Raw genomic sequence first — 16,677 nt, 5'->3', positions numbered from 1 at the left:
ATTATTGTGGGTCAGCTTGTGTAGTTTTCAAAAGCGATTGCAAGTTAGCAGCTTTTGGTTTTACAAGCCAGAATTTACGGCTGTAGAAGTCAAACTCGTTGCGGATTTTGTAAGCCCAAGCACTACCTGTTTCCTTGATGTGCTCGTCAATAATACGCAATAAGAATTCTTTATGATCTTCCATAGATTCTGTTGAAATACGGGTTAAGTCAATTAACTCGTGGTTGTAGTAATCTACAAAGTCATTATCGAGGTCAAGCACGTAAGCAAAACCGCCTGTCATACCTGCACCGAAGTTATGACCCACTTTTCCAAGCACAGTCACAACACCACCAGTCATATATTCACAGCAGTGATCACCTGCACCTTCAATAACAGCAAACGCACCAGAGTTACGAACCGCGAAACGCTCACCTGCTGTACCTGCAGCAAATAACTTACCGCCAGTTGCGCCATACAAACAAGTATTACCAATAATTGCTGTATTTTGTGTCTGGAAAGGTGAACCTTTTGGTGGGAAGATCGAAATACGACCACCAGCCATACCTTTACCTACATAGTCATTTGCATCACCTTCAAGACGGATGTGCAAACCACCAGCATTCCAAACACCAAGTGACTGACCAGCAGTACCTGTTAGGTTCATTACAACCGGATGTGCTTCCATACCCAAGTTGCCATAGCGACGAGCAATCTCACCCGATACACGTGCACCAATTGAACGGTCACAGTTCACGACATTAAAGTTGAATTGACCACCAGCGCTTGACTCAATTGCAGGAAGCATTTCTTCAACCATTCTTTCAGCCAATACGCCCTTGTCAAACGGTGCATTACCTTCTACTTCACAATACTGCGCTTTACCTTCAGCAGCAGGATGAGAAGTTAACAATGCACTTAAATCAAGATGAGCATGTTTCTCTGTTTCACCCGGTAAGACTTCAAGTAAATCTACACGACCAATCAAGTCTTTAAGTGAAGCTACACCAAGAGCCGCCAACCATTCACGAGTTTCTTCTGCAATAAAGTGGAAGAAATTAATGAGCATTTGTGGTTCGCCAATATAGTGCTCTTGACGTAAATGATCTTGTTGAGTTGCAACACCAGTCGCACAGTTGTTTAAGTGGCAAATACGTAGGTATTTACAACCTAATGCGATCATTGGTGTAGAACCAAAACCGAAACTTTCAGCACCTAAAATAGCTGCCTTAATAACATCAAGACCAGTCTTTAAACCACCGTCAGTTTGTACACGTACTTTGCCACGCAAGTCATTTACACGAAGTGCCTGATGCGCTTCACTCAAGCCAAGCTCCCATGGCGAACCTGCATGGTGAATTGATGAAAGCGGAGACGCAGCAGTACCACCGTCATAACCTGAAATGGTAATAAAGTCTGCATATGCTTTAGCAACACCTGCAGCAATCGTACCTACACCCGGCTCAGATACTAACTTCACAGATACCATGGCTTTCGGGTTAACTTGTTTCAAGTCAAAAATCAGTTGCGACAAATCTTCAATTGAGTAAATGTCATGATGCGGTGGAGGTGAAATAAGTGTCACACCCGGAACAGAGTAACGTAAACGTGCAATCAAGCCATTCACTTTACCACCTGGCAACTGGCCACCTTCACCCGGTTTTGCACCTTGAGCAACTTTAATTTGCAAGACTTCAGCAGAAGTTAAATATGCAGGTGTTACACCAAAACGACCAGATGCAATTTGCTTGATTTTGGAGTTACGAATTGTGCCGTAACGCGCAGGATCTTCACCACCCTCACCAGAGTTTGAACGACCACCAATGGTATTCATTGCAATTGCAATTGCTTCATGGGCTTCTGGAGAAAGCGCGCCTAATGACATACCTGCCGAGTCGAAACGAGGTAAGATAGCTTCAACCGATTCAACTTGCTCAACTGGAATTGGATTGGTTGTTTTTAACTTAAATAAGTCACGAATAGTCGCGATCGGACGGTTATTCACTAACTCGGCATATTCTTTAAAGTCTTCGTATTTGCCAGAACGAACTGCCTTATGTAGCGAGTTAATCACGTCTGGGTTAAACGCGTGGTATTCTTTACCAAATACGAATTTCAGCAAACCACCTTGATCAATTGGTTTACGGTTAGACCAAGCTGTAGCCGCTAATTTTTTCTGGTCATTTTCAAGATCAACAAATGTTGCACCTTGGATACGACTAGGAACACCTAAGAAACATTGATCTACAACTTCAGAAGATAAACCAACTGCTTCAAATAACTGACCACCACGGTAAGAAGCTACTGTCGAGATACCCATCTTTGAAAGAACTTTTAATAAGCCTTTCTCGATACCTTTACGGAAGTTTGCCTGTGCATGGATTGGATCACCTAAAAGCTCACCTTTAGCAATCAAATCATTGATTACATCATATGCAAGGTATGGGTAAATGGCAGTAGCACCAAAACCGAGTAACACCGCAAATTGATGTGGATCACGTGCAAAACCGGTTTCAACCATAATGTTTGCATCAGTACGCAAACCAGTTTTTATGAGGTGATGGTGTACCGCACCTGTTGCAAGCGCAGCATTTGCAGGTAAATAACCTTGACGAATGTTTTTATCAGTTAAAACAATTAAGGTCTTACCATCACGAACAGCTTGTGCAGATTCTTCACAAATACGAGTAATCGCAGCTTGTAAACCTTCGGTTTCAGCATAGTTCAGATCAATATCAACCGCCTCATAACCCGCACGTTCAATGCTACGAATTTGCTGCATTTTTGAATTTGATAAAACCGGGCTAGAGATGATGATACGATCAGCATGCTCAGGACCTTGTTCGAATACGTTCTGCTCACGACCCAAACAGGTTTCAAGTGACATAACAATTGACTCGCGTAATGGGTCAATTGGTGGGTTTGTCACCTGTGCAAACTGTTGACGGAAGTAATCGGTCACATGACGTACTTGACGAGACAATACAGCCATTGGTGTATCGTCACCCATAGAACCCACAGCTTCCTGGCCGCTCTCAGCGATTGGACGTAACAACTGATCGCGCTCTTCAAATGTCACCATAAACATTTTTTGAGCCGCTTTTAATGCATCGCCAGTTAAACCTTTATCAACAAGTTGTTCTTCAAGTTCCGGGTTTGCATTTAAGCGAATTGCATGGTCACGTAACCACTCACGGTACGGACGCATGTTTTTCAAGTGATTGCTAACATCTTTAGTATCAAGCACTTTACCTGTAAGGGTGTCTACAACCAAGATTTGACCAGGACCTACACGACCTTTTGATACCACATCTTCTGGCTCATAGCCCCAAACACCAATTTCAGATGCCAAGGTAATGTAATCATTTTTGGTAATAACCCAACGCGCTGGACGTAAACCATTACGGTCAAGCATACAAATCGCATGACGACCATCTTGAATAACGAGGCCTGCCGGACCATCCCAAGCTTCCATATGTTTAGAGTTGAACTCATAGAATGCACGCAAGTCTGCATCTAAAGTTTCAACGTTCTGCCAAGCTGGTGGCACGAGCATACGTAAAGCACGGAATAAATCCATACCACCGCCCACCAGAATCTCAAGCATATTATCTAAACTTGAAGAGTCCGAACCTGTACGGTTTACAATCGGGTTAAGCTCAGTCAAACCTGGTAATAATGGGTTTTCAAATTTAGGAGTACGCGCTAATGCCCAGTTACGGTTTGCTGTAATTGTGTTGATTTCACCATTATGTGCAAGATAACGGAATGGCTGAGCTAATGGCCAACGCGGTAATGTATTTGTAGAGAAACGTTGGTGGAATACCACAATATGTGATTTTAAACGCTCATCTGCCAAATCTGTATAAAACTCGGCAATCGCCGCAGGCATCATTAAGCCTTTATAGCTAATGACTGTCGAGCAAAGCGTAGTCACGTAAAATAACGGATCATTTTGGAGTTGTTGTTCCGCACGGCGACGCGCCAAGAATAACTTACGGTTAAATTCAACCTCAGTTACGCCCATTGGACAGTTCACAATGACTTGCTCAAAAGCAGGTAAAGATTGAAGCGCGATTTCACCCAATGCATCGTTGTTTGTTGGAACGATACGCCAAGCAAGTACACGTAAACCTTCTGACTCAATTTCTTTCGTTAAAATATTTTTAGAGTGCTGTGCTAATGCTGGATCAATATTTAAAAATACCGTACCCACAGCAAAAATTTCACTCAGTGTAATATCACTCAGTTTTTTTGCTTCATCACGGAAAAATTGCTTTGGCATCGCCAATAATAAGCCGCAACCATCTCCCGTCTTGCCATCTGCGGCAATACCACCACGGTGCGTCATGCAACTTAAACTGTGAATCGCGGTTTCTACTAGATGATGACTTGATTCACCCTTCATATGGGCAATCAGTCCAAAACCACAGTTATCCTTAAACTCATCAGGCTGATATAAACCTTGAGCGGGAGCTACAGTATTAGGCGATGGCATGTGCATAGCGTACCCTTCTTTCAATAAGGCTCTTTCGAGCGTCAAACAAACAACTTCTTTTTGCGATAGTGCCTATGGATGATGGTTAGCTCAATGTTTCGCAAAAAAAATTTTTGGGCGGATAAGCCAATATACGCTGTTCCATTTTTACGTACACTGGTTTTTGCTAGAAAAATGTTTTGACTTATTTCGCACTCTTTTAAAGCAGTTCGACCCCACGACTCTGCATAGAATTCACTTCTTAGAGGCTAAAATAGTTTGCAGCACATTAATAAGCACAACAATAAAGCAAAAAGTGTGCCAAAATAGAAAAATAGACCTAAATCTTTATATTTATTATAAATATAATTATTTTATTCACGTTATCATGTTAAAAAATGACTAAATATGCACCACATCTGGTCAAAAAATATTAATACACCCTATATTTGCCCTATTTTGGAGCACAACTTAAGGTGATTTAGTTCCCTCTTGTGCCCTCATTTGTAGCATTTTTGGGTTGATTCTCATTAACCCGTGTCTGTGCAGGTTTATTTGGCTGATCAATATTAGAATTCGATTGTTGTACATCAACCACATTTCCTGCCGCATCACGACGCACAATAGTAGTTTTTGTAGCCGAGTTAGTACTAGCAGGTTTTGGCTGAGTGTTTAGGGTACCACTCGCTGGAGCTGACATTAATAAAGATTCATCAATTCTAGGCAAAGCTGCTGGACGCAATCTAACTTCATATAACTGATTATTGCCACCTTTCATCTCATCTGCCCCCAAATCATTTACCAGTGGGGCATAACTTGAGAACTGCTGTGGCTGAGGTTTAACCGAATCAGGTAACTGCAAATTAATCTGTGTTAATTGCTGAACCGCATCTTCTGAACGTTTGAATGTTCCGTAAGCCAACACATATTGTTCTGCTTGTTGTTCTCCGCTTAAGCGGAAATAAATAAACTTATTACGATCAGTACGACTTTTTAAAAAGTTTTTAATGATGTCTTCATCAGAAGCTCTGAATAACTCAAGCGTCCATTGTTTTTTATTTTCATTAATAAATTTTGTGCCACGAAACTCAGGCTCATGTTCACCTGACGCCACAGTTCGCGTTGTTAAATCCAGTGGACGAACCTCGTCAGCTAAAGCACCTAAGTTAGGAGTGGTTGCAACTTTCTCTGGCTGAATTTGTACGGGAGCATCGGAATCAGCTGACTTTTCAACCTCAACCAGTTTTTTATTATCAGTTATGACCCAAAAAATAAAAGCAAGGAATAAGCAGACAATACCACCAACCAACCAGATATATTGTTGAACATTCTGCCAAAGTGTACGTGATACAGTCATGCTTTACCTTATTTGTTATCCGTGTTGATTCGCCAAAATAGCTTGTTTCATAAGTTCAACATCAAAGTCCTTAGTAATTACAGCTTGTCCGAGTTGTTTTAACAACACCAAACGTAATTGCCCATTAAGAACTTTTTTGTCATGAGCCATATATCCAAGGAAATCATCCAATGGAATTTGTGGACATGATATCGGCAAATTCGCACGTTGAATGATTTTTTTTGTACGTGCCACATCTTCATTTGAGATCCAGCCCAAACGTTGTGATAAATCTGCCGCCATCACCATTCCAGTTGCGACAGCTTCACCATGCAACCAAGTCCCATAACCTAGATACGACTCAATCGCATGGCCAAAAGTATGGCCTAAGTTAAGTAAAGCACGTTCCCCTTGCTCTTTCTCATCGTTGGCAACAATACGGGCTTTGTGAGCACATGACCGATAAACAGCCTCTGCTAAAAGGTCAGCATCTCTTGCAACTAGGCCATCCATATTTTCTTCAAGCCAAACCAGGAAATCTTCATCACCCAAAAGTGCATATTTAATTACTTCGGCTAAACCAGCAGAAAGCTCACGTTCTGGCAATGTATTCAATTGTGCCATGTCAGCTAAAACGACTTGTGGTTGCTGAAAAGCACCTAACATATTTTTGCCAAGCGGATGATTAATTCCTGTTTTTCCTCCAACACTTGAATCTACTTGTGAAAGTAAGGTCGTAGGAACCTGTACAAAGTAAACGCCACGTTGGAAACAAGCAGAAGCAAAACCAGCCATATCACCAATGACGCCACCACCTAAAGCTAAAACCGTACAATCGCGGTTAAAACCAGCTTCAAGCAATGCATCAAAAATTAAGTTTAAGTGCTGAATATCTTTATACTTTTCGCCATCAGGTAAAATACAGGTCGCAACCGTTTTACCTAGACTTTCCAAAGCTTCCTGATAGTGGCTTAAATATAAAGGCGCAACCGTAACATTACTCACAATCATGACCTGTTGACCATGAATATAAGGCTCTAGTAATTGTTTCGGGTCAAGTTGGCTACCAATGAAAATAGGATAACGGCGTTCGCCTAATTCAACATGTAAAGTTTGCATGAATTTATAAAACCACTAGTCAGTTCGTCTATTTTAACTTGTTCGATAGAATAAGTTGCAAAATCTTTTGGGCAAGATCACGTGCAGCACCTTGATTCGTTTCAATCGTATAGTGTGCAACTTCACGATACAGAGGATCTCTGATCTTTAATAAATCCCGCAATTTTTGTTCAGGATTTTCAACTTGTAATAAAGGTCTATTTTTATCGCGATAGGTTCTTTGTAGTTGTAATTCGACAGGAGTATAGAGATAAACAACGATTCCACGTTGCTTTAAAAACTCCCGATTAGGCGCCTGAGTAATAGCACCGCCACCTGTGGCAAGCACTAATGCCTTACGTGAAGTAAGCTCATTTAAAACGACAGTTTCACGCGTACGGAAGCCGACTTCTCCTTCTTTTTCAAAAATCCAGGGAATAGTGGCCCCTGTCTTGCGCTCAATTTCATGATCACTATCTAAAAATTCACGCCCTAATAGTTCTGCTAAATGACGTCCAACGGTTGTTTTTCCTGCCCCCATGGGCCCTACCAAATAAATATTTGGTAGGGTTTCAAACGCTTTGCTTGGCAAGGCGCCACCTATTTCAATTGCTTTCATTAAAAAATATATTAATGATTTCTCGCTAAAGTGTCATTAACAATTCGTGGTGTAACGAAAATCAGCAACTCTTGTTTATCATCAGACTTTACATCTTTTCTAAATAAACGCCCAACAACAGGAATATCACCAAAGAAAGGAACTTTGGTTTGTGAATTCATAGTTGTTTGCTCAAAAACACCACCCAAAATGACAGTTTCGCCATTATCTACCAATACATTGGTGTTGATATTATTTTTATTTAAAATCAACTCTCCATTTGGGGCCGCACCCGCTACAGAATCCTTAGAAATATCCAACTTCATTTGAATCTTACCATCAGGTGTAATACTTGGTGTCACATTTAAACTCAGCAAAGCATCTTTAAAAGATGTTGTAGCAGTTGAACCTGCTGCAGAGTTAGTTGTAGATTGATATGGAACTTGTTGACCAGTTGCAACTTTCGCTGTTTGTTTATCGGCAGTCATGACTTTAGGGGTAGAAATAACCTCACCATAACCATCCGCTTGTAAAGCAGACAATTCAAGATCTAACATAAAGTCAGACATACTAATCAAGCCAAAAGCAATACTTCCTGCAGGATTAGAAACTCCTAAATCCACGTTTAAGTTATCTGGGCGCTCAATCGTATATTTATACCCACCTGTAGTTTCATCTTTTTTAGGTTCACGTAAATTCCATAAAGTTGTTTCACTACCGCCAACCAGCAAATTGTTGTTATTGGTAATACCTTGCGACAGAATGCCCCACTTCACACCAAGTTCTTTGGTAAATGACGTAGAGGCTCTCACAATACGTGCTTCAACCATAACCTGTTTAACTTGCACATCAAGTAGGTCAATCATTTTCCGAATTTGATCAATTGACTGAGCAGTATCATTAATAATAAGAGTATTGGTTCGGTCATCTTGAGTAATAGTGCCACGCGGGCTAAGCAAACTACCCACATTATTGCCTAGACTATCAACTCCAGTATTTAAATTGGTTGAAGTTGAAGTCCCTCCACCAGAAGTATGTTGTAAGCCATTACTATTATTTGAGCCTTGTGTAATGAGACCCATAATATCGCCAGCTTTAGCATACTTCAGTTGAATATACTCAGTCTGTAAGGGTGCAAGTTTGACACTTTGTGCAACAGCTTTCGCTTCTTCTTCTTCCGCTTTAATCAATTCTGCAACTGGAGCAATCCAAATCACATTGCCATTACGGCGTTTATCAAGATTTTTAGTTTTTAAAATAATATCAAGCGCCTGATCCCAAGGTACATCTTTTAAACGTAGTGTGATATTACCTTGTACACTATCGGCAGCTACCATATTGATGCCTGTAAAATCAGCAAGTAATTGCAACACACGGCGTACTTCAATATCTTGGAAGTCTAATGAAAGTTTATTTCCTGAATAATTTGGCGTTTTATATAAAGAGGTAACATTTTTATCTTGGGGACGTTTCAAACTGATCGTGAGCTTATTCTCTGCCTGATAGGCCATATATTCATAGCTACCAGAAGACTGGATAGTTATTACACCAACCCCTTTATCATTATAAGCATCAATACTTGAAACGGGGGTTGCAAAATCATTTACATTTAAGCGACGTGCTAAATGTGTCGGGATTTTTGTACCTATTGTTCTTATAACGACTTTACTGCCCTGCTGCTGAACATCTACAGGCGTATTACTTCCTAAAAGATCTACAACAACCAGGCCTTCTCCCTGACTACCACGTTGAAAGCCAATATTTGAAACACCTTGTGGTTGTACTGAGACCACAGGTAGCGGCTTATTACTTGTTTTTGCAGAATTAATTTTTAAAATAAAGGTATTACCTTCTACTCGTGTTGTAAATGCTCCAGCATCTTTTAGGTTTACAGTTAAACGTGAACGCTGGTCATCTGAAGTAACATCTACAGAACTTGCCTCATTAGTTGCAACACTAATTTTAGACTGTTTTAAACCTTGCTGTGCCTTATCAAAATCAAGGATTAAACGTGAAGGATTTTCAAGTTGGTAAGCTTGTGGTTGTGGTGGCAAGCCATTAAACATGACTCTAATTTCTGTGCCCTGACCTGCAATTTGCATTGGTACAATATTGGTCATGCTGACCTGTGCAGATGCAGCCTGCATAATCGCAATAGCTACAGCCCCCATAGAAAACTGACGGAATACGTGATTCATTGTCTGACCATCCCCAATTAAATAATCTTTAAAAATATTTTTTCGTTGTTATTCCCTAAATTTTAGGGTGCAGGCCCAATCAAGACCAAGGTTCTTGGTCTTTCGACATAGCCTTCTCGACCATCAGGTACGATTTCAACCAGATCAATCTGGGTTGGACTAATATGGGTAATACGGCCCTGATTCATACCCATATAGTTACCCACTTGTACCCGTTCAATCTGCTGATCCGGTGTTTGGATTAGGGCCAATATCTGCCCTCGATTATTACGCATGCTCCCTTTCATATTTAAAGCTTCAAGTGCATAACTTTCTAGTGGTTGCGGCGCACGTGAGAAATTCGGATAAACCCGTTTCCCCGCCATAATCTTGAGCTCGGCAGCTAGAGAACTTGGCATAAATGGGCTTTTTAATTGATGAGCAGCGTAATTAAATTGTGGTACAGGAGTAAAAATCGGTGCTGGTTCAATAGGGAGTGGCGGCTGATTACGAATATTGGCCATTTCCTGATTTACTGCATCAATTCTTGAATCACAACCGACAAGCACAGCACACGCCAAAACATAAAGAGTAATTTGCTTAATTTTCATCATAACTCTCCTATTTCGGCTGAACAGTAGTGTTCGTTGAAGCAGATGCTGCTGGAGCTTTGCCTGTTTGCTCCGATGTATCTGTTGCCCCTACGTATCGGTATGTTTTTGCTTTAATGGAATAGTTCAGCACAGGAATATCAGACTTGTTATCTTTAGCTGGCGATACATCAACAGTAAAATCGTGCATGGTTACAATACGAGGCAAAGCAGCGATACTACTTACAAAAGCTCCAAATGCGTGATAGTCCCCGGTCGCTTCTATGGCAATTGGTTGCTCAATAAAAATTTCCTGCTTTACTTCATCTTCCAAGCGAATATTTTTAAATTTCAATCCAGAGTTCACTCCTGTTAAGTTGATATCTTCAACTAAACTCGGAATCTCAGTTTCTTTTGGTAACTGCTCTAGTTGCTGGTTGAAATTTGCCTGCATCTCTTGAAGTTGCACCTGATACTGTTGCAGGTTACGTAATTTCGAGTCTTTTTCACGAAATTCGTTTAATAAATTGCTTTCCTGAGCTTGAGCATTATCAATAGCTTGTAATTTCGGTTGAATAACAATGAAATACCCCAAAGCTAACACAGCAAAGAAAATAAAAATCCAACACGTAATTTTTACAGATATTGGCCAACTACCGTAGTTGTTCATATCCAGCGTATTAAATTGCTGAAGGAATTTATCGAGATTAAATTTCTTTTTCTTTGCAGATAATTGTTCTAATGACAATTCTTGAAGTTCGTTTTGACTCATTTAGCAGCCCCCACACTTTCACCTGTAGATGGCTTAGCAGAATCATCCGTTGTGGTCACGCCCATTTCCCCCAAATCGACAGTCACAACAAAACTACCATAGTGGTCTTCCACCCTAGGAAGAAGAGAACTTGCAGCCTTATCTTTTTTCTCTTCATTAGCCAAGAAAGAGTTCATAAAAGCATTACGATACCAAGGAGATGCTTCAAGATTACGGAGTAGTTCGGCTACTGTATTTGGACTCTCAGCTTTACCTTCAATCGTAAACTTATCTCCGGTTCGGCTAAATTTCGTTAAATACATAGCTGGTGGTGTGACTCGAACTAACTCATCAACAAGTCTTACCACTACTGGACGTTGACTCTGCAAACCTTGGATCAACTTCATGCGTTCAATAATGGCATCACGCTGTTCCTGTAAGCCGTTTAATGTTTTTAATTGCTGATCAAGGTTCTGATTTGTGCTCATAATGAGCTGATTCGCTTGCTCTTGATCATCTAATTTATGGTCAAAATAAAACCATCCCCCAAATACGGTTGTAATCCCCAAAACAACCACCCCAAAACATAACGTTATGAATTGTTTTTTTCGTTGCTCCCTCAGCTCTTCGCGCCAAGGCAGTAAATTAATTGTTGCCATTAATCAAAACTCCTTAAAGCCAAGCCACATGCCACCATTAAAGATGAAGCATCATTTTCAATTTTTTGAACATCGACTTGAGGAGAAAAGCCCATTTGTAAAAACGGGTTGGCAATCGTGACACGGTAGCCCAATTTTTGCTGCAAAAGCTTAGCAAGGCCTGGAATATTCGCATTTCCACCAGCGAGCAAAATATGGTCTATTTCGTTAAATTGGGATGAAGAAAAGAAAAATTGTAGTGAACGGGCCGCCTGCTGAACTACCGCATCTAGAAATGGGTCTAGCACTTCAATTTCATAATCATCTGGTAAAGAGCGATCTTTTTTTGCTCGGCTTGCTTCTTCTAAAGACAAACCATAACGACTTTGAATTTCAAGCGTAAGTTGTTTTCCGCCGAAAACCTGCTCTCGTGTATAAATAATCTTGCCATTTTGCATGACAGATAATGTCGTCATGGTATGACCGATATCTAAAATCCCTATGGTATTTGCACCCATCGGTAAGCTATCAGCAAACACGCTAAAAGCGCGCTCAACCGCGTAACTTTCGACATCAGCCAATTTAGGATTTAAATCTGCCAATTCAAGCACTTCAACGCGTGTTTCAACGTTTTCTGTTCTTGTGGCGACCAAGAGCACATTTACACGATTTGGATTCGCAAGACGATCCGGCAAAACCTCAAAATCAAGGCTCACCTCATCTAAAGGGAACGGTATATACTGCTCCGCATCTACACGAATCTGAACTTCGCGTTCGTCATCGCTCATATCTGCATCCATTTCGATAGTTTTATGAATAACCGTCGATGTCGGAACAGCAATTGCAGCATGAGTGGTTTGGGGATTTGCTAAATTCATCGCCCGTTCCAAAGCCTCTGCAACTGCTTCTGGATTTAAGATATTTTTTTCAACTACACTGTTTTCGGGTAAAGGCATCAAAGCATAGCTTTCTACCCAATATTTACCGTTCTTGACAGAGAGCTCTAACAACTTAACAGAAGTCGAACTAATATCGACACCCATTAACCCCTTATTAGGTTTACGATATAACCTGAGCACACTATTGTCCTATTATTTTTTTATCCCCAAAAAAAAAATTACAAACCAATAATCTCGGTCTTTATTTTTACACGGATACAATATCTCATCTAACAATCCGCATGTCTAAAGGCTATACTGACCACAATTAGTTTGTATTCGATCTTATTAAAGCTTACTTATCATGAAAAAGCTATCCAGTTTGGGCTTCGTGCGTCCAATTTTTTTGATCATTATTATTATCTTAGTCTCACTTCCGATGGGATTCTATGGCATGTATCTCTATATTGCCCCAACGCTTCCGGAAATGAGTTCACTAAAAAAAGCACCGCTTTTAAAACCATTGCAAGTCTATACAGCCGACAATCAACTCATTGCTGAATACGGTGGCAAACTTTCTATTCCGGTTGAATACAAACAAATTCCTCCTAATTTTATTCATGCATTTCTAGCAGCAGAAGATTCTTCTTTCTTTGAACATAGCGGCATTAGTTTTAAAGGTTTAGGCCGTGCTTTGAGTGAAAGTGTTACGGGTTCTGATGTACAAACTGGTGGTTCAACCATCACGATGCAAGTCGCAAAGAACTATTATTTAAGTCCAGAAAGAACATTAAAACGCAAACTAACAGAAATCTTTTTGGCTCGAAAAATTGAGCAAAACTTATCTAAAGAAGACATCTTAAGCCTCTATGTAAATAAGATTTTCTTAGGTAAAAATGCTTACGGTATCGCAGCGGCTGCAAAGATTTACTACAACAAAAGCATTAATGAGCTCAGCATTGCCCAAATGGCCATGATTGCCGGCTTGCCTAAAGCACCATCTAAATATAATCCAGTTGTTAACCCTGAGCGTGCACTTGAACGTCGCAACTGGATTTTAGGCCGAATGCTTCAACTTGGTTATATCTCTCAAGCGGAATATCAAAAGGCCGTTGCAGAGCCAATCAATTTGAATATGCCCAACCGTGACCTAAATAATATTCACCCTTACGCAGGTGAAATGGTCCGCTCAGAGCTTGTAAAACATTTTGGTGAACAAGCAATTGATTCTGGTTATAAAGTCTACACAACAATTAATGCGAAACGCCAAGCGATTGCGGAAAAAGCTGTGCAGGACGGTCTTGAAGCTTATGACCGTCGTCATGGCTGGCGTGGTGCAGAAGCACATGATAAGCCATTAAGCGAATTTAGAGCATATGCCAACACTTATCCGGCGCAAGTCACCAAGGTAAATAGCAGCTCTTTTGAAGCATTAATGCAAGATGGCTCAACAGTAACCGTGCAATGGTCCGGCATGTCATGGGCCCGTCCCTATCGCAATGCAAATAGCGTAGGTGCAGCACCTTCTCGTGCATCTCAAATTGTTAAAGTTAAAGATATTGTTCGTTTACGCCCAAATGAAGCTAAAACTGCGTGGTCACTAGTTCAAGTACCAAAAGTTCAAGGTCAGCTCATTGCAATTAACCCAAACGATGGCTCAATTGAAGCAATTGTAGGTGGTTATAATTTCTATCAATCAAAATTTAACCGTGCTTTACAAGGCTGGCGTCAGCCAGGTTCTACCATCAAACCATTCCTCTATGCTTTAGCATTAGAACGTGGCATGACACCTTATAGCATGGTGAATGATAGCCCTATTACGATTGGCAAGTGGACACCGAAAAACTCTGATGGTCGCTACCTAGGCATGATCCCATTACGTCGTGCTTTGTATTTGTCTCGTAATACGGTTTCAGTAAGACTCTTACAAACTGTAGGAATTGAACGTACTCGCCAATTATTCATGGATTTTGGTTTACAAGAGGATCAAATTCCACGTAACTACACCATTGCTTTAGGTACGCCTCAAGTATTACCAATTCAAATGGCAACTGGTTATGCAACATTTGCAAACGGTGGTTACCGCGTTCAACCGCATTTTATTCAGCGTATTGAAGATGCATACGGTAAAGTCATTTACGAAGCCAAGCCAGAATATGCATGTATTCCATGTATTAATGCTCCTGAGACAACTGACGATGCACAGGTAACTACTCCAGACGATCAAGTTGTTGAAGTCACAAATAAAGAGCTAGAGCAGAAAGAAAAGACAACCAAACAACTCAATCTTAAACAGACGGACAAAAATAACAGTCAATATCGTCAAGCTCAGCGCATTTTAAAATCAAGCTCTGCTTATGACATGGCAAATATCTTACGTGACGTAATTGAGCATGGTACAGGTCGTGCTGCACTCAAGATCGGCCGTAGTGATTTAGGAGGTAAAACAGGAACGACTAACGATGCAAAAGATGCATGGTTTGCAGGTTTTAATGGCAAGTTAGTAACTGTAACATGGGTTGGTTTTGACCAGCCGACTACACTTGGTCGCCGTGAGTATGGTGGTATTGCTGCACTACCAATCTGGATTAACTTTATGGGTCAAGCATTGCAAGGTACACCAGCTGCTTGGGTTCGTTTAGAAAAAGATGCTCAGGCACCTATTTCTCGCGATAAGCAAGAAGTCACAACTGAAGTAGGCGATAAGAAAACCTATCGTGCTGCCCCTCCATTAGCACGCCCACTCTATCGTCCTGCACCACCACAACCTAAAACCACCAATAATGACTTCGATGACTTACCGGGTGAGGAAATTGTGATTCCTTCCAAGACAACACCTCCAGCGATGAAACCTTCGCAAGGGGCAGCGCCGAAGCGTGAAAAAGATGAATTAGAAAACTTGATTAATCAAATTGAATAAAAATAAAAAAGCCATCGTTAGATGGCTTTTTTATTACGCTTTTGAAAAAGATAAATTTGAAAAGATGCGGTCACTTGTAAGTGTGCTTTCTGTTCTAATTGCATACGACGTTCTGGAGATGCCTTATAAGCATAGGGAGTCATAGCAATAAGATTTTTTAAAGCCTGCTGGTCAAGTACTAAAGGAGCATCAATAACTTGCTGTTCTTTCAACTCAAATAAATCTTGCAATTGTTCAACAAATTTCTGTGGTGTGTGAGGATTAACCTGTTCAAACAACGCCTCACGCATCGCATACAAATGATTGGTTGCCGGGGTCACAACAATTAAATAACCATCATCTTTTAAAACACGCAGAATTTCCGTTTGGGGAATCGGGCTAAAAAGACTCGTACACACATCCATGCTTTGATCGATGACCGGTAAAGTTGCTCCTGTACCAACCACCCATGTCACTTTGTCATTTAACTTTGCTGCGCGTTGTACTGCATTTTTTGCAATATCTACACCTATACACTGTTCAACGACCTGTTGCATTGCACTGGTGTAATAGCCCTCACCACAGCCAATATCAAGTACCGTTTTAGCTTTAAGCTGCTTCAGCAAATGAACTACTGCTTGCTGTAAAGGTTGATAATAGCCACCTTGTAAAAAAGCACGGCGCGCATCTACAGACTCAGGAGTATCTCCCGGATTTTTACTATGTTTGTGTTGTACAACATGTAAGTTCACATAACCTTGCTTTGCAATGTCATAGCTATGGCCCTGTTCACACCGCCATGTTTTGCTTACCAGCTCAAGTCGTTGACGACATACAGGGCACATTAAATTTTGCGTAGTCACGTTTAATTATTCTCTTGTTCTTTTTGTTGTAAATAAGCCTTAGCGTGCATTCCAACAAATGTACGGCCTGCATTTGTTCCCTTAATCCATTCCTCTACTTCAAACAAATCAAATAAGCCCACTTTAATTAAAGTTGGAATTGCGATCTTCAACTCTTCTTCAATTTGCCCTCTTTGCCCCGCATTATAGAGTTCAATATTATGCAGCATCGTCGCGACAGTTCCTGTTTGCACCTGACTTCCATCTTTAAGTACAACTTGAGGTAAGACTTCGCCCTCTCCAACTACTTTTTGATTAATTACAGATAATTGGTCTAGACCAGCAACTTTTGTCATTTACCTCTCCAATAAAAAAAGCCAGTAGAAACTGGCTTTATATTGACACCAAAATAAG

Annotated in this window: 12 protein-coding genes; 1 reads left to right on the top strand and 11 read right to left on the bottom strand. The window is 40.7% G+C overall.

The window, feature by feature from the left end; genetic code table 11:
- Window position 1: 1 nt before the first annotated feature.
- The 9 genes from gltB to MKL62_RS02795 all read right to left on the bottom strand — a co-directional run bounded on the left by gltB (window position 2) and on the right by MKL62_RS02795 (window position 12,723).
- On the bottom strand, window positions 2–4,477 hold the full coding sequence (gene gltB, locus MKL62_RS02835) for a glutamate synthase large subunit (RefSeq protein ID WP_001139944.1): 4,476 nt from the start codon (window positions 4,475–4,477) through the stop codon (window positions 2–4).
- A 460-nt stretch (window positions 4,478–4,937) separates the two neighbouring features.
- Window positions 4,938–5,813, bottom strand: coding sequence for a hypothetical protein (locus MKL62_RS02830; protein WP_000218801.1), 876 nt, complete (start codon window positions 5,811–5,813; stop codon window positions 4,938–4,940).
- A 15-nt stretch (window positions 5,814–5,828) separates the two neighbouring features.
- Window positions 5,829–6,911, bottom strand: a complete 1,083-nt coding sequence (aroB, locus tag MKL62_RS02825; RefSeq protein WP_001193997.1) for a 3-dehydroquinate synthase — start codon at window positions 6,909–6,911, stop codon at window positions 5,829–5,831.
- A 28-nt stretch (window positions 6,912–6,939) separates the two neighbouring features.
- Window positions 6,940–7,509 carry a shikimate kinase AroK gene (gene aroK, locus MKL62_RS02820; RefSeq protein WP_000643712.1) on the bottom strand — a complete coding sequence of 190 codons (570 nt, stop codon included), beginning with the start codon at window positions 7,507–7,509 and terminating at the stop codon, window positions 6,940–6,942.
- Window positions 7,510–7,520: 11 nt separating this feature from the next.
- The gene (gene pilQ, locus MKL62_RS02815; RefSeq protein ID WP_002062175.1) at window positions 7,521–9,686 is read right to left on the bottom strand and encodes a type IV pilus secretin PilQ; all 2,166 of its coding nucleotides are present in this window, start codon (window positions 9,684–9,686) and stop codon (window positions 7,521–7,523) included.
- Window positions 9,687–9,748: 62 nt separating this feature from the next.
- Window positions 9,749–10,276: a pilus assembly protein PilP gene (locus MKL62_RS02810; protein ID WP_000695065.1), complete on the bottom strand. Its 528-nt coding sequence runs from the start codon at window positions 10,274–10,276 to the stop codon at window positions 9,749–9,751.
- Between the two features lie 10 nt (window positions 10,277–10,286).
- Window positions 10,287–11,027, bottom strand: a complete 741-nt coding sequence (locus MKL62_RS02805; RefSeq protein ID WP_000081156.1) for a type IV pilus inner membrane component PilO — start codon at window positions 11,025–11,027, stop codon at window positions 10,287–10,289.
- Entirely contained in the window at window positions 11,024–11,665 is a 642-nt protein-coding gene (locus MKL62_RS02800) for a PilN domain-containing protein (protein ID WP_000201224.1), read from the bottom strand. Before MKL62_RS02800 ends, MKL62_RS02805 begins: the two co-directional genes overlap by 4 nt.
- Complete coding sequence (locus tag MKL62_RS02795; RefSeq protein WP_002014066.1) at window positions 11,665–12,723, bottom strand: pilus assembly protein PilM; 1,059 nt, start codon at window positions 12,721–12,723, stop codon at window positions 11,665–11,667. The genes MKL62_RS02800 and MKL62_RS02795 overlap by 1 nt, the downstream gene beginning before the upstream one ends.
- Before the next feature lie 163 nt (window positions 12,724–12,886).
- Here MKL62_RS02795 and ponA point away from each other — a divergent pair, with 163 nt between their 5' ends.
- On the top strand, window positions 12,887–15,442 hold the full coding sequence (gene ponA / locus MKL62_RS02790; protein WP_000736677.1) for a penicillin-binding protein PBP1a: 2,556 nt from the start codon (window positions 12,887–12,889) through the stop codon (window positions 15,440–15,442).
- A 17-nt stretch (window positions 15,443–15,459) separates the two neighbouring features.
- Here the strand turns inward: ponA and MKL62_RS02785 are convergent, their stop codons facing one another.
- Both MKL62_RS02785 and MKL62_RS02780 read right to left on the bottom strand, forming a co-directional pair.
- Complete coding sequence (locus tag MKL62_RS02785; RefSeq protein ID WP_002125608.1) at window positions 15,460–16,284, bottom strand: putative RNA methyltransferase; 825 nt, start codon at window positions 16,282–16,284, stop codon at window positions 15,460–15,462.
- Between the two features lie 2 nt (window positions 16,285–16,286).
- Window positions 16,287–16,619, bottom strand: a complete 333-nt coding sequence (locus MKL62_RS02780; RefSeq protein WP_000169599.1) for a DUF7709 family protein — start codon at window positions 16,617–16,619, stop codon at window positions 16,287–16,289.
- Between the last annotated feature and the right edge of the window lie 58 nt (window positions 16,620–16,677).

It is taken from the genome of Acinetobacter sp. AOR01_HL (genome assembly GCF_027855455.1).
Taxonomy (GTDB): Bacteria; Pseudomonadota; Gammaproteobacteria; order Pseudomonadales; family Moraxellaceae; genus Acinetobacter; species Acinetobacter baumannii.
The sequence above is the reverse complement of the archived record's forward strand: the minus strand, read 5'-3'. Positions and strand labels throughout refer to the sequence as shown.